Origin of the sequence: Streptomyces sp. NPDC006476 (genome assembly GCF_040612015.1) — a bacterium.
GTDB classification, from domain to species: domain Bacteria; phylum Actinomycetota; class Actinomycetes; order Streptomycetales; family Streptomycetaceae; genus Streptomyces; species Streptomyces griseorubiginosus_B.
This window is the reverse complement of sequence record NZ_JBEXPK010000031.1, coordinates 1-24,768: the sequence shown is the minus strand read 5'-3', so window position 1 is coordinate 24,768 and position 24,768 is coordinate 1. Positions and strand designations below refer to the sequence as shown.

Below are 24,768 nucleotides of genomic sequence, written 5' to 3'. Positions count from 1 at the left end.
CGTTTCGTCACCGGCGGGACTCAGGTCATGAGCGGAAGTCCCGTGTAGTTCGCGGCCAGTTCGGCCGCCGCGTGGCGGGATGCGGTGATACGGCGCAGTCGGGCGAGCTGCATCCGGTTCTCGAAGGCATCCCCATCTGGTTGAGCATGCAACATCTTAGTCATGTCGTACGAGAAACGCGTGGCCTGCCACACACGCTCCAGGCACGTGTCGGAGTACGTGTCGAGCAGTCGCTCGGATCCGGTGCGGTGCAGTTCGGCGAAGGCTCGGGCCAGGACGCGGACGTCGGAGACGGCGAGGTTGAGGCCCTTGGCTCCGGTGGGCGGGACGATGTGGGCGGCGTCCCCGGCCAGCAGCAGCCGGCCGTGGCGCATCGGCTCGTGCACGAAACTGCGCATCGGGGTCACGGACTTGGCGGTGATCGGGCCGCGGTCGAGGGTCCAGTCCCCGTCGATGGCGAAACGGGCGGCGAGTTCGTCCCAGATCCGGTCGTCCGGCCAGTCCTCGGGGTCGCTGTCGTTGGGAACCTGCAGGTAGAGACGGGAGACGTGCGGGGAGCGCATGCTGTGCAGGGCGAAGCCGCCCCGGCCGCGGGCGTAGATCAGCTCCTCGCAGGAGGGCGCGACGTCGGCGAGGATGCCGAGCCAGGAGTAGGGGTAGCCGCGTTCGTAGGTGCGGCTCACGGCGGCGGGGAAGGTGTCGCGGGAGATGCCGTGGAAGCCGTCGGCGCCGACCACCCAGTCGCAGGTCAGCGTCTGCTCGCGGCCCTCGTGCAGAAACCGTACGACGGGTGAGGCGCTCTCGGGTTTCTCGATGCCCAGCGCCTCGGCCTCGAACAACAGCGGTGGCCCGTCGGCCAGTTGGAGGGCGACGAGGTCCTTCACGATCTCGGTCTGGGCGTAGATGGTGACCGTGCGGCCGGTGAGGGTGGGGAAGTCGATGTGGTGGCGCTCCCTGTCGAAGCGCAGCTCGATGCCCTGGTGCACCAGGCCCTCGGCGTTCAGCCGCTCGGCGGCGCCGGCCTCGCGCAGGGCGTCGACCGTCCCCTGCTCCAGCATTCCGGCGCGCTGGCGGCGCTCGACGTACGCACGCGTCCTGGCCTCCAGGACCACGCAGTCGATCCCGGCGCGGTGCAGGAACCGGGCGAGGAGGAGCCCGGCGGGGCCGCCGCCGATGATGCCGACCGTGGTGCGCATGGCCGCCTCCCCTGGGTTCAGCTGGAGTCGCGGTGGATCACCGTGGCTCCGAGCACCTTGTGCGTCTCGGGCGCGGCGGCGGGGTTGCGCACCGCGCGGTCGACGAGTTCGGCGAGGTCGCGGCCGGACGGCAGCTCGATGTGGACCGTGCTCAGACGGGGCCTGAGCAGCCGGCCGAGCATGAGGTCGTCGGCACCGATCACGGCCGTCTCCTCCGGAACGCGCACGCCCACGTCCTGCAGGGCCCGCATCAACAGCATCGCGTACTCGTCGTTGTAAGCGAACACGGCGTCCAGGTCGAGTTCGCGCCAGCGGGCGGCGAGGCGCGCGGCGGACTCCTCCTCGTAGGCGAGGGACAGCTCGGTGACGGTGGCGTCGGTGCCGGCCAGGGCGCGGCGCACCCCTTCCAGGCGGGGCTGGGAGAAGACCTCCAGGCCGCCCTCCTCGGGTACGACGACACCGATGCGGCGCCGGCCTCGGTCGAAGAGGTGACCGCCGGCGCAGTGGCCCACGGTCTCGTGGTCCATGAGCAGGGCGTAGGCACCCTCGACCGCCTCGGGGCCGAGAGTGACGACGGCGCGGGCGCCGGAACCCTTGAGCACCGCGACACCCTGCGGGCCGAGACCGGCGCCGGGCACCAGGACGGCGACGGGGCGCAGTTCCGCCCAGGCCCGGGCGGCCTCGTCGCCGTGCAGGCCGACGGTGCCGTACTGGACGACGGTGTAGTCGAGGCGGCCGAGCGCCCACTGCAGTTCGTTGATGAACTGGCTGTAGAGCGGGCCGACCGGGATGGTCGGGGCCGGCATCAGGACCATGCGGCTGTGTCCGGCGCGCAGGCTGCGGGCGGCGGCGTGCGGTACGTAGCCGAGTTCCTTGGCGGCCTCCTGGACGCGGCGCCGGGTCGGTTCGCTGATGCGGACGGCGCTGGTGTTGTTCAGGACGTAGGAGACGGTCGCGCGCGAGACGCCGGCCAGGCGGGCCACATCGGCGCTCGTGGGCACGGAGCGCGGTGCGGGCAACGCGGGCTCGGGCATTTTCGGTATCTGCACCATGACGTACCGCATCTTCGCAGAAGCGGAGGCGCCTGCCCCGGTGGGGGCGGAACGGAGCCGCGGCGCGGTGGACAAACACATTCGTCACGAACATGTTCGTCACGAACTTGTTCGCGGCGAACATGTTCGTTATGGTTGCGTCATGACCGACCGACCCGACACCCCCCGCAGCCGTCGTGAGCGGCCCGCCAAGCCCGCCCTGACCAGGGAGGGCATCGTCGCCGCGGCCGTGGAGATCCTGCGGGCCGAGGGCCTGGGGAAGGTGACCATGCGGCGCCTGGCGCAGGAGCTGGACACCGGCCCGGCGTCGCTCTACGTGTACGTCCGCAACACCGCCGAGCTGCACGCGGCCGTCCTGGACGAGCTGCTGGGCACCGTCGGGCCGGCCCCCGCCGGGGGCGACTGGCGCGAGCGGCTGGAGCGGGTGCTCACCGCGTACACCGCGATGCTCTTCGAGCACCCGACCCTGGCCCGCTCCGCGCTCACCGCCCGGCCGAGCGGACCGCACTACCTGAATCTGATCGAGACCCTGCTGGCCCTGCTCGACGAGGGCGGTGTGCCGCCCGCGCAGGCCGCCTGGGGCGTGGATCTGCTGCTGCAGCACGCCACCGCCACGGCCGCCGAGCATGTCGAGGAGGCGTCCGAGGAGGACTGGGACGCCTTGCGCCGCACCCTGGCCGGCCTGTCCGAGCGCACCCACCCGCGCACCGCCGCACTCGGCGGCGCGCTGCTCGCCGGAGCCCCCGAGGAGCGCCTGTCCTGGGCGTTCCGGACGTTGATCGCGGGCATCGAACGGACCGCCGTACCCGACCGACCCCAAGGAGACACGACATGACCTCCCACCACCCCGTCACGATCATCGGCGCAGGTCTCGGCGGCCTCGCTCTGGCCCGCGTGCTGCACGTGCACGGCGTCCAGGCGGCCGTCTACGAACTGGACGCCTCCCCCGCCGCCCGTACGCAGGGCGGCATGCTCGACATCCACGAGGACTCCGGCCAGGTGGCGCTGCGCGCCGCAGGCCTGTACGAGGACTTCCTGGCCCGGACCCACCAGGGCGGGCAGGCCACCCGGGTCCTGGAGCCGGACGGGACGGTCCTCCTGGACCGTCCCGACGAGGACGGCGGCCGTCCCGAGATCGACCGCGGCGACCTGCGCGACCTGCTGCTCGGCTCACTGCCGCGGGACACCGTCCGCTGGGGCGCGAAGGTCGCCGGCGCGCGGCCGGCGGGCGATGGCCGGCACGAGGTGACCCTGGCCGACGGCACCGCCTTCACCACGGATCTGCTGGTGGGCGCGGACGGCGCCTGGTCGACGGTGCGTCCGCTCGTGTCCGACGCCCGGCCCCGCTACACGGGCGTCTCCTTCGTCGAGGCGGACCTGCGGGACGCGGACGTACGGCATCCGGTGGGCGCCGAAGTGGTCGGCGGCGGCATGCTCTTCGCACTCGGGGAGGGCCGGGGCTTCCTCGCGCACCGTGAGAGCGACGGCAGTCTGCATGTCTACGCCGCGCTGGAGTGCGCCGAGGAGTGGCTCGACGGCATCGACTTCACCGACGCCGAGGGCGCCAGGACGCGGGTCCTCGAGGAGTTCGCCGGCTGGGACAAGCGCCTGCGGGCGCTGGTCGCCGACGCCGACGGCGCGCTGGTGCCGCGCCGGATCCACGCCCTGCCGGTCGGCCACCGCTGGGCCCGGGTCCCGGGCGTCACGCTGCTCGGCGACGCCGCGCATCTGATGTCCCCGTTCGCCGGCGAGGGCGCCAACCTCGCCCTGCTGGACGGGGCCGAACTCGCCCTCGCGCTGGTGGCGCACCCGGGGGACACCGAGGCGGCGCTCGCCGCCTACGAGGAGAAGATGTTCCCCCGCAGCGAGTTCTCGGCGACGGAGTCGGCGCAACAGGGCGAGCTACTGTTCCGCGCCGACGCCCCCCGGCGCCTGGTCGAGATGTTCACCGCGCAGAACTGAGCCGGGTTCAGCGCAGCGGCTTGCACAGCAACCGCACGCACGGTCGAGCAAGGCTCCGGGCGGCGGTTGCGCAGCGCCCCTCGGGCAACCAACCACCCGCACGACCCCACCCCGCCCAGCGCCGGCGGCCACAGGCGGAGTCCGGCTCAGCGTGGCGGCTCCGTGCCCGTTACGCGGGCGACCAGGTCCACCCAGCCGGTCTCGAGCCGCTCCAGCGGCATGCCGCACTGCCGGGTGCGGTGGTGGATGAGCGCGGGGTCGAGGTAGCTCATCAGCGTCTGGGCGAGCAGCTCGCAGTCGGCGTCGGGCACGACCTGCCGCAGCAGGACGGTGACATGCATGGCCATCGCCCGCGCCGAGGGGTGGCCGTAGCGCCGGGTCGGCTCCGACTGGGCCGCCAGCTGCAGGTCCAGCTGCTCGGCCGAGCGGTACAACACCGCCACGCCGAACGCTCGCAGCCGCTCCAAGGGCGGCGCCCCGGGGCCCAGCGGCGGCGGACCGCCGAGGAAGTCGGCCTGCAGGGTGCGCGAGGAGTGGTCGAGCAGGGCCATCAGCAGCCCGGTCCGGTCGCCGAAGCGGCGGAAGACGGTCCCCTTGCCGACATCGGCCGCGGCGGCGACCGCCTCCATCGTCACCCCGGCCACACCGTGCTCGGCGATCAGCCGGGCCGCGGCCTCCAGCAGCCGGGCCCGGTTGCGCGCGGCGTCGGCGCGCAGGCAGGGGTGCTCCTCGGCGGTGCCGAGCTGCAGCAACTCAGGCTCACCGACGGGCTCGTGCGGCGTCGGGAACGGCGGCAGGGAGGCGGACATGAAGACAGCGTAAAGCATGGGGAAGAAAACTGGACCGCGGTCCGGTTATGGTGCTAGAAAGTGAAAACGGACCTCGGTCCGGATCGTAACGGCAATGTTTCAGCCCTTTGGAGTCCCCCATGTCTGTCCGCATCCTCGCGCTCGTCGGCAGCCTTCGCGCCGGTTCGACCAACCGCCAGCTCGCCGAGGCGGCCGTCAAGTTCGCGCCCGAGGGCGCGGACGTCGAGATCTTCGAGGGCCTGTCCGAGATCCCGTTCTACAACGAGGACATCGACGTCGAGGGCGACGTCCCGGCCGCCGCCGCCCGCCTGCGCGCCGCCGCCCAGTCCGCCGACGCGTTCCTGCTCTTCTCCCCCGAGTACAACGGCACCATCCCGGCCGTCCTGAAGAACGCCATCGACTGGCTGTCCCGCCCCTACGGCGCGAGCGCCTTCGGTGGCAAGCCGGTCGCCGTCGTCGGCACCGCGTTCGGCCAGTACGGCGGCGTATGGGCGCAGGACGAGGCCCGCAAGGCCGTCGGCATCGCCGGCGGCAAGGTCATCGAGGACCTCAAGCTGTCCATCCCCGGCTCGCTGACCCGCTTCGCCGAGACCCACCCGGCCGACGACGCCGAGGTCGCCGCCCAGCTGACCGAGGTCGTCGCCCGTCTGCACGGCCACGCGGGCGAGACCGTCGCCGCCTGACCAGGACCCGCACCGAAGGGCCGTGGCCGCGAGGCCGCGGCCCTTCCGTGTGTCAGGCCACCACCGTCGCCGCCAGCTCGCGCAGCTCCCCGAGGGCGGCCGCCACCGCGGGCCGCTCCCGGCCGCCCCGGCGGGTGCAGGTCAGCAGTTTGCGGTGCGGGTTGCCCGCGCAGCGCACGCGCGTGATCGGCAGCTGCGGGGTGAGCTGCGCCATGCGCGGGATCAATGCCACGCCGAGCCCGCCCGCGACCAGGTGGGCCGTGACGTTCCAGTCCACGGCCAGGTGAACCACGTCGGGGTTGAACCCGGCCTTGCCGCACGCGGACATCACATGCGTACGGCAGGGACTGTCCGGCATGGGCGCGATCCAGGCCTCCCGCGCCGCGTCCGCGAGATCGACCCGCGCCCGCCCGGCCAACTCGTGCCCGTCCGGTACGACGAGGTCGAACGGGTCGTCCAGCAGCGGCCGCTGGTCGAAGCGGGCGTCGCCCAGCGGCGGGTTGTGCGGGGTGGCCTCGACGATCGCCAGGTCCGTCTCCCCCTCGAAGAGCAGGTCGAAGCTCTCCGGCACCCCCGCCTCCCGGATGCGGACGGCGAGTCGGGGATGCCGTTTCTGAAGCCTGGCCGCCATCGGGGCGAGGAGCACCGAGGCGGCCACCGACAATCCGCTCACGCGCAGCGGCCCGGCCGGGTCGCCGTGGTCGGCCCGCAGATCGAGCTCGGCCTGCTCCCAGCGGGCCTGGATCGCGTCGGCGTGCGCGAGCAGACTCTCGGCGGCCGGGGTCAGCCGTACCCCGCGTCCCTGCGGCTGGAGCAGGTCGACGCCCAGGTCGCGGGCGAGCTGACGGATCTGCTGAGAGGCGGCGGACGGGGTGAAGTGCAGGGCCTGGGCGGCGGCGGTGACCGTGCCGTAGTGCGCGACCGCCCGCAGGACATGGAGCCGGCGCAGGTCAATCATGAAGCCCACGCTTCAAGGTGACGTCCGGAAAGTCAACCTGGACGTGAACGGATTCCTCGCCGCACCCTTGGCTGTGTCGCGACGGTCCGCCTGTCATCACGTACGAGGAGCACACAGCCATGACCAGCACCACCGGTACTGCCTGCCCGCACTGCGGCTGGCCCGACGGCGTCGAGCCCTTCAAGGTCGTCTCCCGGCACGTCACGGCGGCCGGGACCACTCTGTGGACGCGTTGCGCGTGCGGTTCGCTGCAGGTCCGCACGGTCGACGGCTGCGGGACGCGTATCGTCTCCCGCAGCCGGCCCGCGTGAGGTCAGTCCAGGTCGGCGAGGCGCGGCACGAGCGGTGCGACGAACCGCTCCATCCATGCCGCCGTCTCGCCCAGGCGCGGGGCGAGGATCACCGTGTCGATGCCGAGTCCGGTGTAGCCGCCGATGTCCCGCAGGAACGCGTCGAGGTCGCCGTCGGTCGCGGGCTCGCCGCCGTACGCGACGGTCTTGCGGACGGCGTCGTAGTCGCGGCCCTCGCTGTCGCAGTGGGCGCGCAGCACCTCCAGCTTGTGCCGGACCTCCTCCGGTGAGGTCGCGAAGAGGTTGCAGGCGTCGCCGTACCGCGCGACCAGACGCAGGGTCTTCTTCTCCCCTCCTCCGCCGATCATGATCTCGGGGTGCGGGCTGCTGACGGGCGCCGGGACGCACAGGGTCTCGGCCAGGCGGTAGTACCGGCCCTCGAAGGGGCCGTTGTTCTCGGGGTCTCACATCTGCAGACAGATCTGCAGGACCTCTTCCAGCCGCTCGAAGCGTTCGGCCAGCGGTGGGAAGGGCACGCCGAGCCCGGCGTGCTCCCGGTCGTACCAGGCGGCCCCGATACCGAGGATGGCGCGTCCGCCGGACAGCACGTCGAGGGTCGTGGCAATCTTGGCCAGCAGACCGGGGTGGCGGTAGGTCACTCCGGTGACCAGCGCGCCGAGCCGGAGGGTGGAGGTGCGGGCGGCGAGATAGCCGAGGGTCGTGTAGGCCTCCAGCATCGGGTCCTCGGCGCCGCCGTTGAACTCCATCTGGAAGTAGTGGTCCATCACCGACAGCCAGCTGACCCCGGCCGCCTCGGCAGCGGCGCCCGCGGCGGCGAGTTCGGCGCCGAGCGCGGGTGCACCGGCGCCGTGGTCGAACCGGTTGATGTGCACGCCCACCCGCATGTCGTTCTCCGTTCGCCCGCGTCTTCGCCGTCATCGGCGACGCTAGATCTTCGAGCGCTCTCGAAGTCAAGTACCGGGGTGGGCGTGCGTACGGTCGCCTCTGCGAGGATGATCCAATGCGGACCCTTTACGAACGACTGCGCGACCTGCTGCCCGAGTCGGGCGTACGGGCGGGGGCGACGGACGAGACCGGGCGCGACCTGCAGTCGCTGGCCTCCGAGTTCCTGTGTCATCAGCACGTCGGCGAGATGCTGGACCTGTACGACGTCAACTGCGTGTTCGACGTCGGCGCCAACACCGGTCAGTACGGCAGGGAACTGCGCGAGCTCGGCTACACCGGCCGGATCGTCTCCTTCGAGCCCGCCTCCGCCGCCTTCGAGCGGCTGGCCGATGCGGCGGCCGGTGACCCCGAGTGGCGGGTGCACCGGCTCGCCCTGGGCCGCGAGGAGCGCGTCACGGCCATCCACACCGGGTGGGACACCATGAACTCGCTGCTGCCGCCCAGCGATTACGGCCGCGGCCGCTACGAGCGCTTCACCGAGACCCGCACCGAGGAGGTCCGCGTCCGCCGCCTGGCCGACGTGATGGACGAGGCCCTCGACGGCATCGACGATCCGCGCCCGTTCCTGAAGATGGACACCCAGGGCTACGACCTGGAGGTGTTCACGGGCGCCGGGGACCGGATCGGGGAGTTCGTGGGCCTGCTGTCCGAGGTCGCCCTGCTGCGGCTGTACGAGGGCAGCCCGCGGATGGACGAGGCCGTGGCCGCGTACGAGGCCGCCGGCTTCGAGACGACCGGCCTGTACTCGGTCTCCCGGGACCCCGCCACGGGCCGGGTGGTCGAGTTCGACTGCGTGATGATGCGGGCGAAGAGGGCCCGTTAGGCGACGGCGACACGTCGTGGGGGGGGGTGGATCCGACGGTGTTGTCGGCGCCGGCGATCTCTTGCGCCACGCCCAGGCGAACGGAAGGCAGTCGGCTCCTTGCGGCTCGGGGGACCCGCCGCCTGGCGGGCAGGTTCCGCCGGACGGCGGCGGTCCGGACGACGACCGATGCCCCGATCATGTCGGACACGAGCCGCCGCGCCCCGCGTGAGGAGAAAGCCATGACCCTGGTGCCGCCCCCGTTCGACCCCGAGCTCGCCGGAGCCCTGGAGCTGATCAAGGACATGATCTCGCCCGGGCTCACCCTGGACGAGATCGACACCGTGCGCATGGGACCGGGCATCGAGATGCTCGCCCAGCTCGACCTCACGGCGGACGGCTTCTTCGAGGTCGAGGACCGCACCGTGCCCGGGCCGGAGAACGCGCCGGACATCTCGCTGCTCATCTGCCGCCCGGCCGCCGAGCCGACGGCCGGGCCGCGTCCGCTCGTCTACCACGTGCACGGCGGCGGCATGATCATCGGCAACAACCGGGTCGGCGTGGACGTGCCGCTCACCTGGGCGAAGGAGCTGGACGCGGTCGTCGTGTCGGTCGAGTACCGGCTGGCGCCGGAGCATCCACACCCGGCGCCGATCGAGGACGTCTACGCCGGGCTGGTCTGGACGGCCGAGCACGCGGCGGAACTCGGCGCCGATCCCGAGCGGATCGTGATCGCCGGAGCCAGCGCCGGCGGCGGGCTCAGCGCGGCGCTCGCCCTGCTCACCCGGGACCGCAAGGGTCCCCGGCCGATCGGCCAGGTGCTGATGTGCCCGATGCTCGACGACCGCAACGACACGCCCTCCAGCCACCAGATGGCGGGCCTCGGCGTCTGGGACCGCACGGCCAACGAGACCGGCTGGACGGCCCTGCTCGGCGCGGCGCGCGGCGGCCCGGACGTCTCCCCCTACGCCGCACCGGCCCGCGCCGAGGACCTCACCGACCTGCCGCCGGCCTTCCTGGACGTCGGCTCCGCGGAGACCTTCCGTGACGAGGTCGTCGCCTACGCCTCCCGCATCTGGCAGGCGGGCGGCGTCGCCGAACTGCACGTCTGGCCGGGCGGCTTCCACGGCTTCGACGGCTTCGCCCCCCAGGCGTCCCTGTCCCAGGCGTCCCGAGCGGCCCATGTGAACTGGCTGCGCAGGCTTCTTGGCTGACGGAGCCGCGGCGGCGCGGCGGGGGTGGCGCTAGTTCCGGGGCGGCGGATGGCACTGGCACGGTGGCTGAAACCCCCGGGACGACGACAGGCACTGGCACGGCGGCCGCGCCCCAGGACAACAACCGACACCCGCACTGCAGACCCGCCGCGCACGACCCGCCCTCCGCGACGGGCCGACGGCGGGTGACCTGGCGCCCGCCCCAAGCATGACCGCAGTCCCGAGGGTCCCTCCCGGCGCTCCGATGGCGCACCATGTGCGTATGAAAGAGCTGGCGGGACGGCTGACCGCGGTGGATCCGGATGCCGGGGCCGCGGTGCAGGTCATCTCCTACTTCGACCGGCTGGCCGAGAGCAGGGCCGGGTTGGAGGCCCTGGTGCGTGGGGCGGCGGTGCTGGCCGGGTGCCCGGCGCGGCTGGTCGACGCGGCGCGGCACGTGCGGGTACGGGTCGAGCCGGACGGTACGCGCAAGGACTCGGAGACCAAGCCGGACCCCGACTGGCCATGTGCGGCACTGGAGCCCGGCGGCGTCCCCGCCCTGTGGCTGGAACGGGCCGGAACCGTGCCCAGCGTGGTGGACGCGGTGATCCTGGAACGGGCGGCGGGCGCGGTACGGCTCGTCCTGGACCGTACCCGGGGTCGCGCGCCGGCCTCCGCCGCCGATGATCCCGCGCTGATCGAGACGCTGCTGGACCGCACGGTTCTGGAGCCGACGCGGCTGCATGCGGCTCGCCGCCTGGGCGTCGACCCCGCCGATCCCGCCGTACGACTGCGGGCTGTCGCTCCGGGTGCCGGGCCGCCCCGCGTCCTGGTCACCCCCGGGGGCAGGCGTCCCGCGGAGTCGGAGCTGGCCGGCGGTCGCCTCGGGGTCGGACCGGCCGTACCCGTGCTCGATCTGCCGGCGTCCTGGGCCGCCGCCCGCACGGCGCTGCGGTTCACGGCCGACGGCACGCCGCTCGATCCCGGTCCGCGCGTGGTGTACGCCGATGAGCTGGGCGGCATCGCGCTGCTCGCGGATCTGGTCGTACCGGGTGCCGAACCGCCGCCCGATGTGCGTGCCGTCGAAGCGGCGGCGGTCGCGGTGCCCGGTCTGCTGACCACCCTGCACGCCGTGGCCGCAACGGCGAGCCAGCGGGCGGCGGCCGCCGAGATCAACGTGCACCACTCGACGCTCCAGGACCGCCTCACCCAGGCCGAACACCTGCTGGGCTGGCCCCTGCGCACCCCGCAGGGCCGTCTCAGACTGCAACTGGCCCTGACCATGCGCCACTTGGCGAGGCCTTAGGCGTCACCAGGGGCGTCCGGGCGCCCCAACGCGAAGGCCGCCCGCTGCCGCCACCCAGTGCCGTCGAAGACCACGAGGTCGACCGAGGCCACGCGAGCCACGACGGGAAGGTGGACGGCCAACTCGGCCTCCGCTTCGGCCAGAACACTCTCGTCGTGCGTCTGGGCGACGGTCAGGTGCGGGACGGGCTCGTACTTTCCGCCGTACGGCGGCGCTTCCGGCCAGCGCTCGGCGATCTCCTCGGTGAGGCGGCGGAAGGGGGCGTCGGGCTGGGGAGCGAGGTAGAGCAGCCCGGGAAAGCGGCCGGAACGCTCGAACCGCACGTCGAAGGGCCGGTGCCGGCCGATCACCTCCTCGAGGGCGGCGCAGACCGCGTCGTCGACGGTGTCCGCGGGCAGGAAGGGGAAGAGCACGGTGACATGGGCCGGGACTCCCGTCCGGAAGGTCGGGTCGAGGCGCTCGCGCCAAGTCCCGACCGCCGGTTCCGCCTCGGGGACCCGTACGACGAGGGCCGTCTGTCCTGCCTGGAATCCCTGGGGAGTGTCCGCCACGGCACGATGTATAGCAGGCAGGAGCCGCTTGCACGCGCGCCCTACATGCCCCCGCCGGTAATTTCACCGGTGGCTTATCCTTGAGGCCATGACCGCCACCGACCCCGCGCTCACGGCTCTCGCCCAGGGCTGGTGCGCTCTCTCGCTGCTGCACGGCAGGATCGAGGCGCACATCGAGCGCGCGCTGCAGGCCGGGCACGATCTGAGCGTGCGGGAGTACTCGCTGCTGGACGTGCTGAGCCGACAGCACGACGGTGAGGGCGGCCATCTGCAGATGAAGCAGGTCGCCGACGCGGTCGTGCTGAGCCAGAGCGCCACGACCCGGCTGGTCACCCGTTTGGAGGACCGCGGGCTGCTGACGCGCTACCTGTGCCCCACCGACCGGCGAGGCATCTACACCAATGTCACCGAGGCCGGCCTGAAGCTGCTGGAGGAGGCCCGCCCCACCAACGAGGCGGCCCTGCGCGAGGCCCTCGACGAGGCCGCCCGGAATCCGGAACTCGCCCCGCTGGTGAAGGCGGTCGAGACCCTGCGCGTCCCCGTCTGACCCCGAAGCCCCCGCGGCCCCCAGCCCCCGTGCGCACGCTCGTCGCGGGGGCTTTCTCCTGAACAGATGCATGCGTACGCGTGCTATCGGCAACCGGCATTCTCTGCGCTTGCATTTATCCCGCGTCTGCAACTATTGTCGACGCTCGTAAGCGCAACAAGCAATCTTCTGGAAGGTTTCTCCCATGCCTCTCGCCCTTCTGGCCCTGGCCATCGGGGCCTTCGGGATCGGCACCACCGAGTTCGTGATCATGGGTGTGCTGCCCCAGGTCGCGGGTGACTTCGGGGTCTCCATCCCCACCGCCGGATGGCTGGTCTCCGGTTACGCGCTGGGCGTGGTCCTGGGCGCGCCCGTGCTGACCGTTCTGGGCACCAGGGTCTCCCGCAAGAAGATGCTGATGTTCCTGATGGGCGTGTTCGTCGTGGGCAACGTGCTGTCGGCGCTCGCGCCCGTCTTCGCGGTGATGCTGATCGGCCGGGTGGTCGCCTCGCTCGCGCACGGAGCGTTCTTCGGCATCGGATCGGTGGTGGCGGCAGGACTGGTCGCGCCGGCGAAGAAGGCCTCGGCCATCTCCTTGATGTTCACGGGTCTGACGGTCGCCAACATCGTGGGCGTCCCAGTGGGGACGTACGTCGGACAGGCCGCCGGCTGGCGGGTCACCTTCGCCGGCGTCGCCGCGCTCGGCGTCGTGGGCCTTCTCGGTGTGGCCAGGCTGGTGCCGGAGACGGGCCGGCCCGAGACCCACACCCTGCGCACCGAGTTCGCCGCCTTCCGCAACGTCCAGGTCTGGCTCGCGATGGCGATGACGGTGCTCGGCTTCGGGAGCGTGTTTGCCGCGATCACCTACATCACGCCGATGATGACCGAGGTCGCCGGCTACTCGTCCGGCGCGGTCACCTGGCTGCTGGTGCTGTTCGGCGGGGGGATGTTCCTGGGCAACCTGGTGGGCGGCCGGTTCGCCGACCGGGCGCTGATGCCGATGCTGTTCACCGCGCTGGGCGCGCTGTCCCTGGCCCTGCTGCTGTTCACGGTCACGGCCCACGACAAGGTGCCGGCCGCGCTGACGCTGGCGCTGATCGGCGCTCTCGGGTTCGCGACCGTGCCACCGCTGCAGAAGTGGGTGCTGGACCAGGCCGCGGCCGCACCGACCCTGGCGTCCGCCGCCAACATCGGTGCCTTCAACCTCGGCAACGCGCTGGCCGCCTGGCTGGGCGGCGTAGCCATCGCGGGCGGGCTCGGCTACACCTCCCCGAACTGGATCGGCGCGCTTCTCGCCTCCAGCGCGCTGCTGCTCTCCGTCCTGGCGGCGCTCCTGGACCGCCGCCGACGGCCTGCCGGGCGGGTCGTCGCCTCGTCCGCCGTACCCGAGAGCGCGTCGATCGCGACACGGCACTGACGTGTGGCGGCCTCATGTCACGGCACGGCGCTGACGTCTGGCGGCCTCGCGTCATGGGCCCGCTCGCGAAGGAACGCCGGGGGAGGCCTCAACCGGGCGTCGGCTGGTGCCTGTTCATCAGGGCGAGCGCGGCGGTCGCGGCCGACGTGACGACGTCCGGCTCTGCACCGGCCGCCTCGGCGACGTCGGTGACCAGCCGGACGTCCTTGCGCAGCAGGGGTCCGGCGTGGGCGGCGAGACGGTCGAGGGTGCCGCCGGCGGCCGCGACGCGGTTCAGGGCGAAGCTGCCGGCGCTGCCGTGCGCGAGGAGCTGGGCGAGGGCGGCCGGGGCGATCGCCAGGTCGCGGCCCAGGGCGAGGGTGTCGGCGGCGGTGGCCAGAAGGGCCGTGAACAGCACGTTGTTGAGGAGTTTCGCGAGCTGTCCGGTGCCGAGCGGCCCCATGTGGACGACCGGGTCGCCGTAGGTCGCGAAGACCGGCCGGCAGTAGGCCACCGTTCCGGGCTCGCCCCCCGCCATCACCACCAGTCTGCCCTCGGCCGCCGCGGGGCCGCCGCCGCTGACCGGGGCGTCGATGAGGGAGACGCCTGGGTGCGGGCGCGGTCCGGCGAGGCCGCGGCAGGTGTCGGGGTGGACGGTGCTGTGCACGGCGATCACCCCGCCCTTGCGCAGCCCGGCGAGGACACCGCGTTCGCCGGTGACGACCTCCTCGACGTCAGCGTCGTCGACGACACAGACGCAGACCAGGTCACTGACCACGGCCAGGTCCGCCGGGGAGGCGGCCCGCCGGGCCGGGGTGCCGGCGAACGGGACGAGGTGGCGGGGCGGCGGGCCCACAGGGTCGTCTCGTAGCCCGCGTCGATGATCCGGCGGGCCATGGGAGCGCCCTGGCTGCCCAGGCCATGAACCCAACACGCGTCAACTGGCCTCCTGCTCAAGGGGTTCGGGACTCGCCGCCGGTTCCGGCGCGGGCCGCTGGGGGCGCCAGAACGTGGCGAGCAGACCGCCGGTCGCCACGACGGCCACGGCGAGCGCGATCCCGAAGCCCGCCCATCCGGACACGTCGATGCCGGCGGCCTCGTCGAGCGAGGCGCTTCCCGGGCCGAGCACGGCCAGCGCCAGGGAGACGACGGCGAGGGTCAGGACATACTCGTAACCCTCCTTGAAGACGAAGAAGCCGTTGGGGCGGTGGGCGAGCAGGCCCGCGACCAGCATCACCGAGATGACGGCCGCACAGGCCAGCGGAGTGAGCAGGCCTGCCAGCAGGAGGACGCCGGCGCCGATCTCGGTGACCACGCTCATCCACGCCTGGAGCACGCCGTGGCGCAGGCCCAGGCCGGTGAACCAGCGGGCGGTGCCGGCGATGCGGCCGCCGCCGCGCCAGTGGTTGAGACCGTGCGCGATCATGACGACGCCCAGGACCAGGCGCAGCAGAGTCGCGACCACATCCGTCTGGTTCATCCCGCTCTCCCCTCTCGTGGGGGCGCGGCGAGGTCGGCCTCTCGGGTCACCGCGCACTCCTCGACGAACGACAGCACGTTCAGGTGATAGGCCCGGGCCGAATGCCCGAGGCTCAGATTGTGCCCGCTGTCGGCTTGTTCGTTAATGCGCGTGCGAGGGGATGCCGTGAAGAGGGAGGCGATGTCGGCCGGCGCCTCGGGCCGGGGCTCCACACTTCCTCGTGGTCACCGAGGCTGTAGCGCACGGGGATCCGTACCCGAGCCGCCAACTCCGGGAACTCGTACCGCCATTCGCGCGCCGCGGACTCGTAGGCCGGGGAGGCGGCGGCGATGCTCGCTTCGCCGAAGACCTCCGGAGGGTACAAGTGGCCCGCGCACCAGAGCGCTTCACGCAGGCGGGTGCGGGCCCGGTTCAGGTCCTGCTCTCCGAGTTCCAGGAAGGCGACGGAGCGCGGGTGGTGGTGGCGTCCGGTGCCGGCGATCTCCAGGCCCGAACTGGCCGAGGATCCACGGTTCGCGACCGATGAGCTGATCGCGGAGAACACCGAGGAGGCCGTCAAGATCTGCGCGAGGTCTTCGCGACCCGCACGCCGGCCGAGTGGAGTGAACGGTTCGCGACGCTCGCCGGGCCCTGGGCGCCCGTACAGGACTCCCGGCAGGTCGCCGCCGACGCCCAGGTGCGGGCGAAGGAGTACATCGTGCGGGCCGGGGAAGCTCGAACTGGTCGCGAACCCGGTGCAGTTCGATGTCACGGCGCCCGAGGCGGGACCGGCTCCGGAGTTCGCGGCGCAGACCGAGGAGGTGCTGCTGGAGACGGGCCTCGACTGGGAGCGGATCCTGGCGCTGAAGGCGGCGGGGGCGGTGACGTAGCCCGTCAGCGGGCCCACTTCGGGGTCCAGCTGTGCGCGTCGCGCCGGGCGGTGCCGAGGTGGGCGCGGAGCGCGGCGAGCGCCGGGTGGGGGTTGTCGGCGCGCCAGACCAGTGAGTGCGGGTAGACCGGTGTGGGGTCGCGCAGGGGGATGCGGCGCAGATCGTGGTCGGCCGGCCAGACCATGCGGGTCTGGACGCCGACGAAGGTCGCCAGGTGCGGGGAGTCGGCGATCGTGTCGAGCAGGGGCTCGGTGCCGAAGTCGGGGCCGGTGACCTCGATGGTGAAGCCGAAGGCGGCGGCGAGGTCGTCGTAGAAGGCGGCCCACTCGGTGCCCGCGACGTTGCCGGGCATCCAGATCCGGTGCCCGGCGAGCTGGGCGGGGGTGACGGCGCGGGCGGCGGCGAGCGCGTGCCCGGGGCCGGTGAGGAGCTGGAGCGGCTCGTCGTGGACGCGGGCCGCCGCGATGCCCTCGGGCAACTGCCGGGTGGGGAGGGTCAGGGCGCGGAAGGACGCGTCGACGGTGCCCGCGCGCACCGCCGCGACCGCCGCCTCCGCGTCGAAGAGCGTCACGACGTCCAGGGCCGTCTCGGGGTGGGCGCGATGGAAGTCCCGTACCAGGTCGGCCGGGGCGAGCCGGCGGCCGATGACGTCGACGCGCAAGGCGCGGCGGCCGGGGCGCACGGAGGACGCCGCCTGTTCCTCGGCCCGCAGCAGCTCGCGGGCGTGCGGCAGGAAGACCTGCCCGTCGACGGTGAGCTGCGCCCCGCGGGCCGTGCGGGTGAACAGACGTGCCCCGAGGTCCTTCTCCAGCGCGGCGACCCGCTTGGAGACGGCCTGCTGGGTGACGGACAGGGCGAGAGCGGCCTCCCGGAACCGTCCGGCGTCCGCGACGGCCACGAAGGTGCGTACTGCGTCGAGATCCACGGCCCCCTTTCTACCGCGTCCGGTCGAGCGGTTTCCCACAACGTGTGGTTGTCGCGTGACGAGCGTGTCGGTTGTTTGCCCCAGCGCCCGCCGAGCCGCTTTGATGTCGCCGGTCGGGATTGGCGCGGGACGGGGGACGGGCATGCGGGGCGGACGTTCGCTGGGGCGGCGGTTCGAGTGGCTGTGGGGGGCGTACGCCGTCAGCGCGCTCGGGACGTGGCTCGCCTTCGACGCGTTCTCGCTGATCGCGGTGATCGTGCTGCACGCCGGGGCGACCGAGGTGGCGGTGCTGTCGGCCGCCGGACTCGCGGTGGGGGCGGCGGTGGCGACGCCGCTGGGGCCCTGGATGGAGTTCCGGCGCAAGCGGCCCGTGATGATGGCCATGGACCTGGTCCGCTGTGCGGCGTTGCTGACCATTCCGGCGGCTTTCGCGCTCGGTGCCCTCACCTTTGTACAACTCCTGGTTGTGTCGATCGTGGTCAGTGCGGCCGACATCGGCTTCACGGCGGCCAGCGGGGCCTTCCTCAAGTCACTGCTGCCGCCGGAGGACCTGCTCGCCGCGAACGCGCGGTTCGAGGCGACACAGTGGACCGCGACGATCCTGGGGCCGCCGCTGGGCGGGGCCGCCATGGGCGTGTTCGGGCCGGTGACGACCACCCTGGTCAACGCGGTCAGCTTCCTGTTGTCGGCCGTCGGGATCCGGGCGATCGGCGGGACGGAGACGCATCCGGTACGGACGGACACCGCGCGGGCGGGCGGTCTCCTCGAAGGCTGGCGGTACATCCTGGCGCATCCGGTGCTGCGGCCGCTGTTCTGCAACACGGTGCTCTACAACGCCATGATCATGGTGTCGCTTCCGCTGCTGGCCGTGCTGATGGTCGGCGATCTGGGGTTCACGGCCTGGCAGTACGGCCTGGCCTTCTCCGCGCCCAGCGTGGGCGGCCTGATCGGTTCGCGGCTGGCCCGCAGGCTCGTGCCGCGCTTCGGGGAGAGGCGGGTGCTGCTCGCGTCGGGATGGCTGCGGGCATGCTGGCCGATCGGCCTGGCCTTCGTGGGGCCCGGCACGGCGGGACTGGTGCTCGTCATGGTCGTGGAGCTCGGGGTGATCACATCGTGCGCCGTCTTCAACCCGGTGTACTCCACGCTCCGGCTGCGGCAGACGGACTCCGGCCGGGCCGCGCGCACGCTCTCCGCGTGGTCGGTCACCACCAAGGCCACGACCGCCGGGATGACGGCCCTGTGGGGTGTGCTGGCCGGCTTCACCGGTCCCCGCACGGCGATCGCGGTCGCAGGCGTCCTCGCCCTGGCCACACCGCTGCTCCTCCCCCACCGCGTCGAGCCCGCCCCGGAGATGGCGCCGCTGCGCGCGGACGGAGTACTCTGATGCGAAAACGCCATTCTCTATAAGAGAGAAGGCGACTGGCGGAATCGACAGAAGAGCCGCCCGCGAATGCCCGTCACCGTCACCGAACTCACCCCCGCCACCGGCGTCGAGATCACCGGCCTCACCGGGAACCGACTGGTCGACCGGGGCGTCGCCGAGGACTGCCTGGCCGCTCTGGAGCAGCGCGGGGTGGTGATCTACCGTGAGGCCGACCTCGACGACGACGATCTGGTCGCCTTCAGCCGCCTGCTGGGCGAGGTCGTCCCGCTGCCGATGGGCGGCCACCCGACCCACCGGGAGATCCAGCGGATCACCCGCGACCCGTCGAAGAGCCCGCTGGCCCCCTACTGCGAGTCCACCTTCCACTGGCACATCGGCGGCACGACGGAGCAAGTACCCATCAAAGCAACCCTTCTGACGGCACGACAGATATCGGACGACGGCGGCGGGGACACCGAGTTCGCCAACACCTTCGCCGCGTACGAGTCGCTGCCCGAGACGGAGCGCGAGGAGCTGGACGGAGTGCGCGTGGTGCACAGCTTCGCCGCCTCGCAGTTGCTCGTGACGCCGGACCCCTCACCCGGGGAGCGGGCGGCCTGGGAGCGGAACCCGGCACGGAAGCATCCGCTGGTGTGGACCCGGTGCAGGCGCGCAGGTCCCTGCTGATCGGCGCCACGGCGGGCTCGGTCGTCGGCCGTCCGGCGGCCGAGGGCCGGGAACTGCTCGACAGCTGCCCGACCTCGCGACCCGGCCGCTTTCACCCTCCGCCACCGCTGGCGCCGGGGCGACCTGGTCATCTGGGACAACACCGGGATGCTGCACCGCGCGCTGCCCTACGGCTCCGGCTCCTCCCGGCTGATGCACCGCACCTCGCTGCTCGGCGTGGAGGCGGTCGCATGAGCGAGCAGCGCACGGCGCTCGTCACGGGCGGCGGTTCGGGCATCGGGCGCGCCATCGCGCAGCGCCTCGCGCAGGACGGCTTCGCCACCGCCGTCCTCGATCTCAACGGGGACGCGGCCGAGCAGGTGGCCGAGGAGTCACGGCAGAAGGGGCACGAGTCGGCCGCGTTCGGCGGGGTCGACGTGTACGACCGGGCGCACCCCGAGGCGACCGCCGAAGCCGTCGACGAGGACGGCTGGCTGCACACCGGCGACCTCGGAACCCTCGACGGACGGGGCCACTTGAGGATCGTGGGCCGCAAGAAGGACATGTTCCTCGTCGGGGGGTTCAACGCCTACCCGGCCGAGATCGAGGGCTTCCTGCTCCGGCACCCGGCGGTGGCGCAGGTCGCGGTGATCGGCGTGCCGGACGCCCGGATGGGCCAGGTGGGAAAGGCCTTCGTGGAGCGGCACGGGCCGGTCACGGAAGCCGAGTTGATCGGCTGGGCCCATGAGCGGATGGCCGGGTTCAAGGTGCCGAGATCGGTGGAGTTCCGGGAGGAGTTGCCGCTCAGCGCCACGGGCAAAGTGATGAAGGACCACCTGCGATGAGGACGGACGGGACCGCGATCCGGATCCCTGAGGAGAACGGAGATCTCTCGTGACGACGACCGACCACGCTGCCGGTGTGACGGAACAGCGGTCACTCGATCAGCTGAAGCGCCTGGACGACGAGATCATCGCGCTCCTGGCCCGCCGTCGCGCGATGGCCCAGGAACTCCCTCCCCCGGCCCGTGCCCGCGCCGCCGACCCCGCTTTCGCCGAGACCGTACGGGGCATGACGGGCCGCTACCGCCGGGAACTGGGCGGTGCCGGGGAACTCGTCGCCCGCGCGGTGATGGTGCTGTGCGATCCGAGCCGGGAGAACTGAGGAAAGCTTCCCGCAGTCACCGGTGCGTACAACGTCATTGGTGCGTACAAAGTGCGCCCGGGGCACGGATGTGTCCTGGGCCTCACTCGGGGAGTGCGTCAAGACACACGTCGGGCCACGTCAGTCGGCGTTGACACCGCTCGGGATTTGGCCGTACAAACTTTTTCATGGCCGTTGCCCGAGCGCTCGCCCAGTGGGCCCGCGATCTCCGCCCGGCGCCGGAGGACCTGGCGCTGGCGGAGCGATCGCTGGCGGACACCGTCGCCGTGGCGCTGGCCGCCCGGACGCATCCGCTGCGATCCGTCGCCGCCTCCCTGCCGGAGGCGGCCCGCTGGGCGGCGATGGCCCATGTGCTCGACTTCGACGACCTGCACATCGACACCACCGCCCACATCTCCGTGGTCACCGTCCCGGCCGCGCTCGCCGTGGGAGGTGACGCCCGCGCCTACCTCGCGGGTGCGGGGGTCATGGCACGGCTCGGCGCGATGCTCGGCTGGGGCCACTACGCTGCCGGCTGGCACACGACCTGCACGGCGGGCGCCCCGGCGGCCGCCGTCGCGGCCGGGATCGCCCTCGGACTGGACGCCGAGCAGCTGGCCACCGCGATGGCCCTCGCCGTGCCCGCCGCCGGCGGCGGGCAGGAGGCCTTCGGCACGCACGGCAAGTCCTTGCAGGTCGGATTCGCGGCCGAGGCGGGTGTACGGGCCGCGCGGCTGGCGTGGGCGGGAGCAACCGCGGATCCGCGCGCACTGGAGGCCTGGGTCAGGCGGGTCGGCGGCACGCCTGAAGCGGACTTCCCCGCCGCCCCGGCCGTCCCCGGCGGCCTCGCGGTCAAGCTCTTCCCCTGCTGCTACGCCATGCAGCGGCCCATCGCCGCGCTGCGGGAGGTGCGCGACCATGTCCGCGGCGACATCACGGCGGTCACGGTCACCACGCCGGCGGGCACCGTTCAGCCGCTCGTCCACGACCGTCCGGTGACCGGCCTGGAAGGCAAGTTCTCGCTGCCGTACGCGGTGGCGGCGGCGCTGCTGGACGACTATCCCGGCTTCGACAGCTTCACGGACGCGGCCGTCGCACGGCCCGAGGCGCAGAAACTCGTCGGTCTCGTCGGGGTCGAGCTGCTGCCCGGTGAGACGAGGACGCTGCTGGACGGGCGCGTGGAGCTGCGGGTCGGCCTCGCGGACGGCGGTGAGGTGTACGCCGAGCTGGACTTGCCGCCCGGGGCTCCGCAACGGCCCGTTTCCGAGGCCGGGTTGCGCGCCAAGGCCGCCGCCTGCGGTACGGATGTGCCCGCGCTGCTGGACGGGCTGACGTGGGCGGGAGCCCGCGAAGTGCTTCGCGAGCAGTTCCCCGACGAGGAGGCGTGACGTGCGGCAGCAACTCCCCCTGTCCGGCATCACGGTGGTCAGCCTCGAGCAGGCCGTCGCCGCCCCGTACGCCACCCGCCAGCTCGCCGACCTCGGTGCCCGCGTCATCAAGGTGGAGCGGCCGGGAGAGGGCGATTTCGCCCGCCGCTACGACACGACCGTGCACGGTCACTCCAGCTATTTCGTCTGGCTCAACCGCTCCAAGGAATCCCTCACACTGGACCTGAAGGACCCGCGCGGCCTGGAGATCCTCCGCCAACTCCTCGACGACGCCGACGTGTTCGTCCAGAACCTGGCGCCCGGCGCCGCCGACCGGCTGGGACTCGACACCGCCACGCTGACCGAGCGCCACCCCCGGCTCATCCCCTGCACGATCTCCGGGTACGGCACGACCGGCCCCTGGGCCGGTCGCAAGTCCTACGACCTGCTGGTGCAGTGCCAGACCGGGCTCGTCTCCCTCACCGGAACCGCCGACGAGGCCGCCCGCGTCGGCATCTCCGTCGCGGACATCGCGGCCGGGATGTACGCCTACAGCGGCATCCTGACCGCGCTGTACACACGGGCCACGACCGGCCGCACGCACCCCGTCGAGGTGTCGTTGTTCGAGGCGCTCGCCGAGTGGATGGGCCAGCCCGCCTACTACACCCGCTACGGCGGCACCCAGCCGGCCCGCCTCGGCACCCAGCACGCGACCATCGCCCCCTACGGCGCCTTCCCGACCGCCGACGGCCGTCAGGTGCTGTTCTCCATCCAGAACGAGCGCGAATGGGCCGCCCTGTGCGCGGAGTTCCTGGGCCGGCCGGCCCTGACGGACGATCCACGCTTCGCCACCGGGTCCCAACGCGTGACGCACCGCGACGAGTTGAACGCGATCGTCGCCGAGCGCATCGCCCGCTCCGACGCCGACGACGTCCTCGCGGACCTGGAGCGGATCGGCATCGCCTGCGCGGGAGTCAACGACGTCGCCGCGTTCCTCGACCACCCCGTGCTGGCCGCCCGCGGACGCTGGCAGGAGGTGGCGGTGCCGGGCGCGACGGTCCAGGCCCTGCTGCCGCCCGCCGACCTCGCGGGCGTCCCCGCACGCATGGATCCCGTACCGGCCGTCGGCGAGCACACCGACGCGATCCTCGCCGGACTCGGCCGTACCCGCGACGACATCGACGCCCTGCGCGCCGACGCCGTCATCTGACGACGTGTGGAGAGTGCCCCGATGAGCGTCCTGGACCTCCTGCCCGACGACGAGCAGTTCGTCGTACGAACCGTGCGCGAGTTCGTCGACAAGGACGTCAAGCCCGTCGTCAAGGAGCTGGAGCACTCCGACACCTACCCCGAGCACCTCATCGAGCGGATGAAGGAACTCGGTGTCTACGGCCTGGCGATCCCTGAGGAGTACGGCGGGAACCCCGTCTCCATGCCCTGCTTCGTGCTGGTCACCGAGGAGCTGGCGCGCGGCTGGATGAGCCTGGCCGGGGCGATGGGTGGACACACGGTCGTGGCCAAGCTCCTGCTGCTGTACGGCACCGAGGAGCAGAAGCGGCGCCATCTGCCGCGGCTGGCGACCGGTCAGGTGCGCGCGACGATGGCGCTCACCGAGCCGGGCGGCGGTTCCGACCTCCAGGCGATGACGACGGTCGCGCGCAGGGAGGGCGGCGAGTACGTCGTCAACGGCGCGAAGACCTGGATCACCAACTCCCGCCGCGCCGGACTGATCGCGCTGCTGTGCAAGACCGACCCGGCCGCCGAGCCGCGCCACCGGGGCATCTCGGTCCTGCTGGCCGAGCACGGACCGGGCCTCGTCGTCTCCCGTGATCTGCCCAAGCTCGGCTACAAGGGCGTGGAGAGCTGCGAGTTGTCCTTCGAGGACTACCGGCTGCCCGTCGAGGCGCTGCTCGGCGGTGCGGAGGGCCAGGGCTTCGGCCAGATGATGAAGGGACTGGAGACCGGCCGGCTCCAGGTCGCCGCCCGCGCGCTGGGAGTGGGACGCGCGGCGCTCGAGGACTCGTTGCGCTACGCCCAGGAGCGGGAGAGCTTCGGCAAGCCCATCTGGCGTCACCAGTCGATCGGCAACTACCTCGCCGACATGGCGACCAAGCTCACCGCCGCCCGCCACCTGGTCCTGCACGCGGCCCGGGAGGCCGAGGCGGGACACCGGGTCGACATGGAGGCGGGCATGGCCAAGCTGTTCGCCTCCGAGACGGCGATGGAGATCGCGCTCAACGCGATGCGGATCCACGGGGGTTACGGCTACTCGACGGAGTTCGACGTGGAGCGGTACTTCCGTGACGCCCCGCTGATGATCGTCGGTGAGGGCACCAACGAGATCCAACGCAACGTCATCGCGGCCCAGTTGGTGGCGAGGGGCGGCCTCGATGGCTGAACAGCCCCAGCGGGAGAGCACCTATCTGCGCCTCGCGCGCGAACTGCGGGCGGCGATCCTGCGCCATGACTACCCGGACGGCGTACGGCTGCCCACCGAGGCCGAGTTGGCCCAGACGTACGGGGTCAGCCGGCAGACCGTGCGGCGGGCGTTCCAGGACCTCGTCGCGGAGGGCCTGGTCTACCGGGTGCCGGGGCGCGGCACGTTCTCCACGCCCCGGGAGGAGCAGTATCTGCGGCAGTTCGGGTCGGTGGACGACCTGATGGGACTGTCCATCGACACCCGTATGGACGTGGTGACACCGCTGCACCGGCGGGTCGACGTGGACGCGGCGGGCCGCCTCGGTCTGCACACCGACCGCGTGCACAAGCTGTCCTTTCTGCGGCTGCACGAGGACACGGCGTTCTGCCACACCTCGGTCTGGCTGCCACCCGCCGTCGGCCAACTGCTGTCTGACGTAACCGAGTTGACGCTGCCAGGCACCCCGAACGCCTTCACCGTCATCGGGCTGCTCGACCAGCGGCTGCCCGAACCGATCGCCGAGGCCGAACAGAGCATCACCGTCGCCGAGGCCACACCGGAGATCGCCAAGCACCTGGGCTGTGAACCGGGCCGGGCGCTCCTGCGCATCGACCGCGTCTACCAGACCGTGACCGGGCAGCTCGTCGAGCTGGCCATCAGTCACTTCCTGCCCGAGCACTACTCGTATCGCGTACGGCTGCGGCGCAGTGGCCAGTGAAGTCCGTACCAACCTGTTGAGGAGAAGGAACCTTGAGCTTGAGGATCGTTGTCACTGTGAAGTACGTGCCCGACGCCACTGGCGACCGGCACTTCGCCGATGACCTGACCGTCGACCGGGACGACGTG

The 24,768-nt window shown here is 72.3% G+C and carries 26 protein-coding genes and 4 pseudogenes; 20 read left to right on the top strand and 10 right to left on the bottom strand.

Going from position 1 to position 24,768, the window contains the following annotated elements:
* Positions 1 to 20: 20 nt before the first annotated feature.
* Both ABZZ74_RS30655 and ABZZ74_RS30650 read right to left on the bottom strand, forming a co-directional pair.
* Positions 21 to 1,196, bottom strand: a complete 1,176-nt coding sequence (locus tag ABZZ74_RS30655) for a 4-hydroxybenzoate 3-monooxygenase (RefSeq protein ID WP_356770401.1) — start codon at positions 1,194 to 1,196, stop codon at positions 21 to 23.
* A gap of 17 nt (positions 1,197 to 1,213) precedes the next feature.
* Positions 1,214 to 2,260 carry a LacI family DNA-binding transcriptional regulator gene (locus tag ABZZ74_RS30650; protein WP_356770399.1) on the bottom strand — a complete coding sequence of 349 codons (1,047 nt, stop codon included), beginning with the start codon at positions 2,258 to 2,260 and terminating at the stop codon, positions 1,214 to 1,216.
* Between the two features lie 130 nt (positions 2,261 to 2,390).
* Between ABZZ74_RS30650 and ABZZ74_RS30645 the strand changes: the two genes are divergently transcribed.
* Both ABZZ74_RS30645 and ABZZ74_RS30640 read left to right on the top strand, forming a co-directional pair.
* Positions 2,391 to 3,083 (top strand): TetR/AcrR family transcriptional regulator, encoded by a 693-nt coding sequence (locus tag ABZZ74_RS30645; protein WP_356770397.1) that lies wholly within the window; start codon positions 2,391 to 2,393, stop codon positions 3,081 to 3,083.
* Complete coding sequence (locus ABZZ74_RS30640) at positions 3,080 to 4,210, top strand: NAD(P)/FAD-dependent oxidoreductase (RefSeq protein ID WP_356770395.1); 1,131 nt, start codon at positions 3,080 to 3,082, stop codon at positions 4,208 to 4,210. Before ABZZ74_RS30645 ends, ABZZ74_RS30640 begins: the two co-directional genes overlap by 4 nt.
* 146 nt (positions 4,211 to 4,356) lie before the next feature.
* Here ABZZ74_RS30640 and ABZZ74_RS30635 read toward each other — a convergent pair whose 3' ends face one another.
* Positions 4,357 to 5,037, bottom strand: coding sequence for a helix-turn-helix domain-containing protein (locus ABZZ74_RS30635; protein WP_356770393.1), 681 nt, complete (start codon positions 5,035 to 5,037; stop codon positions 4,357 to 4,359).
* Positions 5,038 to 5,138: 101 nt separating this feature from the next.
* Here ABZZ74_RS30635 and ABZZ74_RS30630 point away from each other — a divergent pair, with 101 nt between their 5' ends.
* Entirely contained in the window at positions 5,139 to 5,702 is a 564-nt protein-coding gene (locus ABZZ74_RS30630; protein WP_356770391.1) for an NAD(P)H-dependent oxidoreductase, read from the top strand.
* Positions 5,703 to 5,754: 52 nt separating this feature from the next.
* Here the strand turns inward: ABZZ74_RS30630 and ABZZ74_RS30625 are convergent, their stop codons facing one another.
* A complete protein-coding gene (locus ABZZ74_RS30625) occupies positions 5,755 to 6,660 on the bottom strand; it encodes a LysR family transcriptional regulator (protein ID WP_356770389.1) in 906 nt (301 codons plus the stop codon).
* 119 nt (positions 6,661 to 6,779) lie between these two features.
* On the opposite strand from ABZZ74_RS30625, the gene ABZZ74_RS30620 reads away from it, so the two are divergent.
* Entirely contained in the window at positions 6,780 to 6,971 is a 192-nt protein-coding gene (locus ABZZ74_RS30620; protein WP_356770387.1) for a hypothetical protein, read from the top strand.
* Positions 6,972 to 6,973: 2 nt separating this feature from the next.
* On the opposite strand, the pseudogene ABZZ74_RS30615 reads toward ABZZ74_RS30620, so the two are convergent.
* Positions 6,974 to 7,855, bottom strand: a pseudogene (locus tag ABZZ74_RS30615) (LLM class F420-dependent oxidoreductase).
* Positions 7,856 to 7,971: 116 nt separating this feature from the next.
* Between ABZZ74_RS30615 and ABZZ74_RS30610 the strand changes: the two are divergent.
* From ABZZ74_RS30610 to ABZZ74_RS30600, 3 genes are all read left to right on the top strand, one after another.
* The gene (locus ABZZ74_RS30610) at positions 7,972 to 8,739 is read left to right on the top strand and encodes an FkbM family methyltransferase (RefSeq protein WP_356770385.1); all 768 of its coding nucleotides are present in this window, start codon (positions 7,972 to 7,974) and stop codon (positions 8,737 to 8,739) included.
* A gap of 221 nt (positions 8,740 to 8,960) precedes the next feature.
* Complete coding sequence (locus ABZZ74_RS30605) at positions 8,961 to 9,932, top strand: alpha/beta hydrolase (RefSeq protein ID WP_356770383.1); 972 nt, start codon at positions 8,961 to 8,963, stop codon at positions 9,930 to 9,932.
* A gap of 262 nt (positions 9,933 to 10,194) precedes the next feature.
* The gene (locus ABZZ74_RS30600; protein ID WP_356770381.1) at positions 10,195 to 11,217 is read left to right on the top strand and encodes a helix-turn-helix domain-containing protein; all 1,023 of its coding nucleotides are present in this window, start codon (positions 10,195 to 10,197) and stop codon (positions 11,215 to 11,217) included.
* On the opposite strand, the gene ABZZ74_RS30595 is transcribed toward ABZZ74_RS30600, so the two are convergent.
* Positions 11,214 to 11,768 (bottom strand): 2'-5' RNA ligase family protein, encoded by a 555-nt coding sequence (locus ABZZ74_RS30595; protein WP_356770379.1) that lies wholly within the window; start codon positions 11,766 to 11,768, stop codon positions 11,214 to 11,216. The two genes, ABZZ74_RS30600 and ABZZ74_RS30595, sit on opposite strands and share 4 nt — an antisense overlap.
* Positions 11,769 to 11,856: 88 nt before the next feature.
* Between ABZZ74_RS30595 and ABZZ74_RS30590 the strand changes: the two genes are divergently transcribed.
* A complete protein-coding gene (locus ABZZ74_RS30590) occupies positions 11,857 to 12,315 on the top strand; it encodes a MarR family transcriptional regulator (RefSeq protein WP_208785055.1) in 459 nt (152 codons plus the stop codon).
* A gap of 184 nt (positions 12,316 to 12,499) precedes the next feature.
* On the top strand, positions 12,500 to 13,711 hold the full coding sequence (locus ABZZ74_RS30585; RefSeq protein WP_356770377.1) for an MFS transporter: 1,212 nt from the start codon (positions 12,500 to 12,502) through the stop codon (positions 13,709 to 13,711).
* Positions 13,712 to 13,799: 88 nt separating this feature from the next.
* On the opposite strand, the gene ABZZ74_RS30580 is transcribed toward ABZZ74_RS30585, so the two are convergent.
* The 3 genes from ABZZ74_RS30580 to ABZZ74_RS30570 all read right to left on the bottom strand — a co-directional run bounded on the left by ABZZ74_RS30580 (position 13,800) and on the right by ABZZ74_RS30570 (position 15,714).
* Entirely contained in the window at positions 13,800 to 14,546 is a 747-nt protein-coding gene (locus ABZZ74_RS30580) for an NAD(P)-binding domain-containing protein (protein ID WP_356770375.1), read from the bottom strand.
* Between the two features lie 81 nt (positions 14,547 to 14,627).
* On the bottom strand, positions 14,628 to 15,170 hold the full coding sequence (locus ABZZ74_RS30575; protein WP_356770373.1) for a DoxX family protein: 543 nt from the start codon (positions 15,168 to 15,170) through the stop codon (positions 14,628 to 14,630).
* Positions 15,171 to 15,282: 112 nt separating this feature from the next.
* Positions 15,283 to 15,714: a hypothetical protein gene (locus tag ABZZ74_RS30570; RefSeq protein WP_356770371.1), complete on the bottom strand. Its 432-nt coding sequence runs from the start codon at positions 15,712 to 15,714 to the stop codon at positions 15,283 to 15,285.
* Between the two features lie 18 nt (positions 15,715 to 15,732).
* On the opposite strand from ABZZ74_RS30570, the pseudogene ABZZ74_RS30565 reads away from it, so the two are divergent.
* Together ABZZ74_RS30565 and ABZZ74_RS30560 are read left to right on the top strand one after the other, a co-directional pair.
* Positions 15,733 to 15,834 (top strand): annotated as a pseudogene (locus ABZZ74_RS30565) (hypothetical protein); the annotation flags it as partial.
* A 70-nt stretch (positions 15,835 to 15,904) separates the two neighbouring features.
* A complete protein-coding gene (locus ABZZ74_RS30560) occupies positions 15,905 to 16,039 on the top strand; it encodes a hypothetical protein (RefSeq protein ID WP_356770369.1) in 135 nt (44 codons plus the stop codon).
* A 4-nt stretch (positions 16,040 to 16,043) separates the two neighbouring features.
* On the opposite strand, the gene ABZZ74_RS30555 is transcribed toward ABZZ74_RS30560, so the two are convergent.
* Positions 16,044 to 16,964, bottom strand: a complete 921-nt coding sequence (locus ABZZ74_RS30555) for a LysR family transcriptional regulator (RefSeq protein ID WP_356770367.1) — start codon at positions 16,962 to 16,964, stop codon at positions 16,044 to 16,046.
* A 142-nt stretch (positions 16,965 to 17,106) separates the two neighbouring features.
* Between ABZZ74_RS30555 and ABZZ74_RS30550 the strand changes: the two genes are divergently transcribed.
* The 9 genes and pseudogenes from ABZZ74_RS30550 to ABZZ74_RS30510 form a co-directional block, all read left to right on the top strand.
* Positions 17,107 to 18,348 carry an MFS transporter gene (locus ABZZ74_RS30550; RefSeq protein ID WP_356770365.1) on the top strand — a complete coding sequence of 414 codons (1,242 nt, stop codon included), beginning with the start codon at positions 17,107 to 17,109 and terminating at the stop codon, positions 18,346 to 18,348.
* A 66-nt stretch (positions 18,349 to 18,414) separates the two neighbouring features.
* Positions 18,415 to 19,248, top strand: a pseudogene (locus tag ABZZ74_RS30545) (TauD/TfdA family dioxygenase).
* Positions 19,245 to 19,838: an SDR family NAD(P)-dependent oxidoreductase gene (locus tag ABZZ74_RS30540; RefSeq protein WP_356770363.1), complete on the top strand. Its 594-nt coding sequence runs from the start codon at positions 19,245 to 19,247 to the stop codon at positions 19,836 to 19,838. Before ABZZ74_RS30545 ends, ABZZ74_RS30540 begins: the two are co-directional and overlap by 4 nt.
* A 49-nt stretch (positions 19,839 to 19,887) precedes the next feature.
* Positions 19,888 to 20,157, top strand: a complete 270-nt coding sequence (locus tag ABZZ74_RS30535) for a hypothetical protein (protein ID WP_356770361.1) — start codon at positions 19,888 to 19,890, stop codon at positions 20,155 to 20,157.
* A gap of 167 nt (positions 20,158 to 20,324) precedes the next feature.
* Positions 20,325 to 21,524: an MmgE/PrpD family protein gene (locus ABZZ74_RS30530; protein WP_356770359.1), complete on the top strand. Its 1,200-nt coding sequence runs from the start codon at positions 20,325 to 20,327 to the stop codon at positions 21,522 to 21,524.
* A gap of 1 nt (position 21,525) precedes the next feature.
* Positions 21,526 to 22,713, top strand: coding sequence for a CaiB/BaiF CoA-transferase family protein (locus ABZZ74_RS30525; protein WP_356770357.1), 1,188 nt, complete (start codon positions 21,526 to 21,528; stop codon positions 22,711 to 22,713).
* Between the two features lie 21 nt (positions 22,714 to 22,734).
* Positions 22,735 to 23,901 carry an acyl-CoA dehydrogenase family protein gene (locus ABZZ74_RS30520; protein ID WP_356770355.1) on the top strand — a complete coding sequence of 389 codons (1,167 nt, stop codon included), beginning with the start codon at positions 22,735 to 22,737 and terminating at the stop codon, positions 23,899 to 23,901.
* A complete protein-coding gene (locus ABZZ74_RS30515) occupies positions 23,894 to 24,640 on the top strand; it encodes a GntR family transcriptional regulator (protein WP_208783417.1) in 747 nt (248 codons plus the stop codon). Before ABZZ74_RS30520 ends, ABZZ74_RS30515 begins: the two co-directional genes overlap by 8 nt.
* Before the next feature lie 32 nt (positions 24,641 to 24,672).
* Positions 24,673 to 24,768: pseudogene (locus ABZZ74_RS30510) on the top strand (electron transfer flavoprotein subunit beta); the annotation flags it as partial.

What these genes read in the sequence shown, in the direction of transcription:
- ABZZ74_RS30655 (WP_356770401.1), bottom strand. Translation starts at nt 1,196, where the DNA reads ATGCGCACCACGGTCGGCATCATCGGCGGCGGCCCCGCCGGGCTCCTC.
- ABZZ74_RS30650 (WP_356770399.1), bottom strand. Translation starts at nt 2,260, where the DNA reads ATGCGGTACGTCATGGTGCAGATACCGAAAATGCCCGAGCCCGCGTTG.
- ABZZ74_RS30645 (WP_356770397.1), top strand. Translation starts at nt 2,391, where the DNA reads ATGACCGACCGACCCGACACCCCCCGCAGCCGTCGTGAGCGGCCCGCC.
- ABZZ74_RS30640 (WP_356770395.1), top strand. Translation starts at nt 3,080, where the DNA reads ATGACCTCCCACCACCCCGTCACGATCATCGGCGCAGGTCTCGGCGGC.
- ABZZ74_RS30635 (WP_356770393.1), bottom strand. Translation starts at nt 5,037, where the DNA reads ATGCTTTACGCTGTCTTCATGTCCGCCTCCCTGCCGCCGTTCCCGACG.
- ABZZ74_RS30630 (WP_356770391.1), top strand. Translation starts at nt 5,139, where the DNA reads ATGTCTGTCCGCATCCTCGCGCTCGTCGGCAGCCTTCGCGCCGGTTCG.
- ABZZ74_RS30625 (WP_356770389.1), bottom strand. Translation starts at nt 6,660, where the DNA reads ATGATTGACCTGCGCCGGCTCCATGTCCTGCGGGCGGTCGCGCACTAC.
- ABZZ74_RS30620 (WP_356770387.1), top strand. Translation starts at nt 6,780, where the DNA reads ATGACCAGCACCACCGGTACTGCCTGCCCGCACTGCGGCTGGCCCGAC.
- ABZZ74_RS30610 (WP_356770385.1), top strand. Translation starts at nt 7,972, where the DNA reads ATGCGGACCCTTTACGAACGACTGCGCGACCTGCTGCCCGAGTCGGGC.
- ABZZ74_RS30605 (WP_356770383.1), top strand. Translation starts at nt 8,961, where the DNA reads ATGACCCTGGTGCCGCCCCCGTTCGACCCCGAGCTCGCCGGAGCCCTG.
- ABZZ74_RS30600 (WP_356770381.1), top strand. Translation starts at nt 10,195, where the DNA reads ATGAAAGAGCTGGCGGGACGGCTGACCGCGGTGGATCCGGATGCCGGG.
- ABZZ74_RS30590 (WP_208785055.1), top strand. Translation starts at nt 11,857, where the DNA reads ATGACCGCCACCGACCCCGCGCTCACGGCTCTCGCCCAGGGCTGGTGC.
- ABZZ74_RS30585 (WP_356770377.1), top strand. Translation starts at nt 12,500, where the DNA reads ATGCCTCTCGCCCTTCTGGCCCTGGCCATCGGGGCCTTCGGGATCGGC.
- ABZZ74_RS30575 (WP_356770373.1), bottom strand. Translation starts at nt 15,170, where the DNA reads ATGAACCAGACGGATGTGGTCGCGACTCTGCTGCGCCTGGTCCTGGGC.
- ABZZ74_RS30550 (WP_356770365.1), top strand. Translation starts at nt 17,107, where the DNA reads ATGCGGGGCGGACGTTCGCTGGGGCGGCGGTTCGAGTGGCTGTGGGGG.
- ABZZ74_RS30540 (WP_356770363.1), top strand. Translation starts at nt 19,245, where the DNA reads ATGAGCGAGCAGCGCACGGCGCTCGTCACGGGCGGCGGTTCGGGCATC.
- ABZZ74_RS30530 (WP_356770359.1), top strand. Translation starts at nt 20,325, where the DNA reads ATGGCCGTTGCCCGAGCGCTCGCCCAGTGGGCCCGCGATCTCCGCCCG.
- ABZZ74_RS30520 (WP_356770355.1), top strand. Translation starts at nt 22,735, where the DNA reads ATGAGCGTCCTGGACCTCCTGCCCGACGACGAGCAGTTCGTCGTACGA.
- ABZZ74_RS30515 (WP_208783417.1), top strand. Translation starts at nt 23,894, where the DNA reads ATGGCTGAACAGCCCCAGCGGGAGAGCACCTATCTGCGCCTCGCGCGC.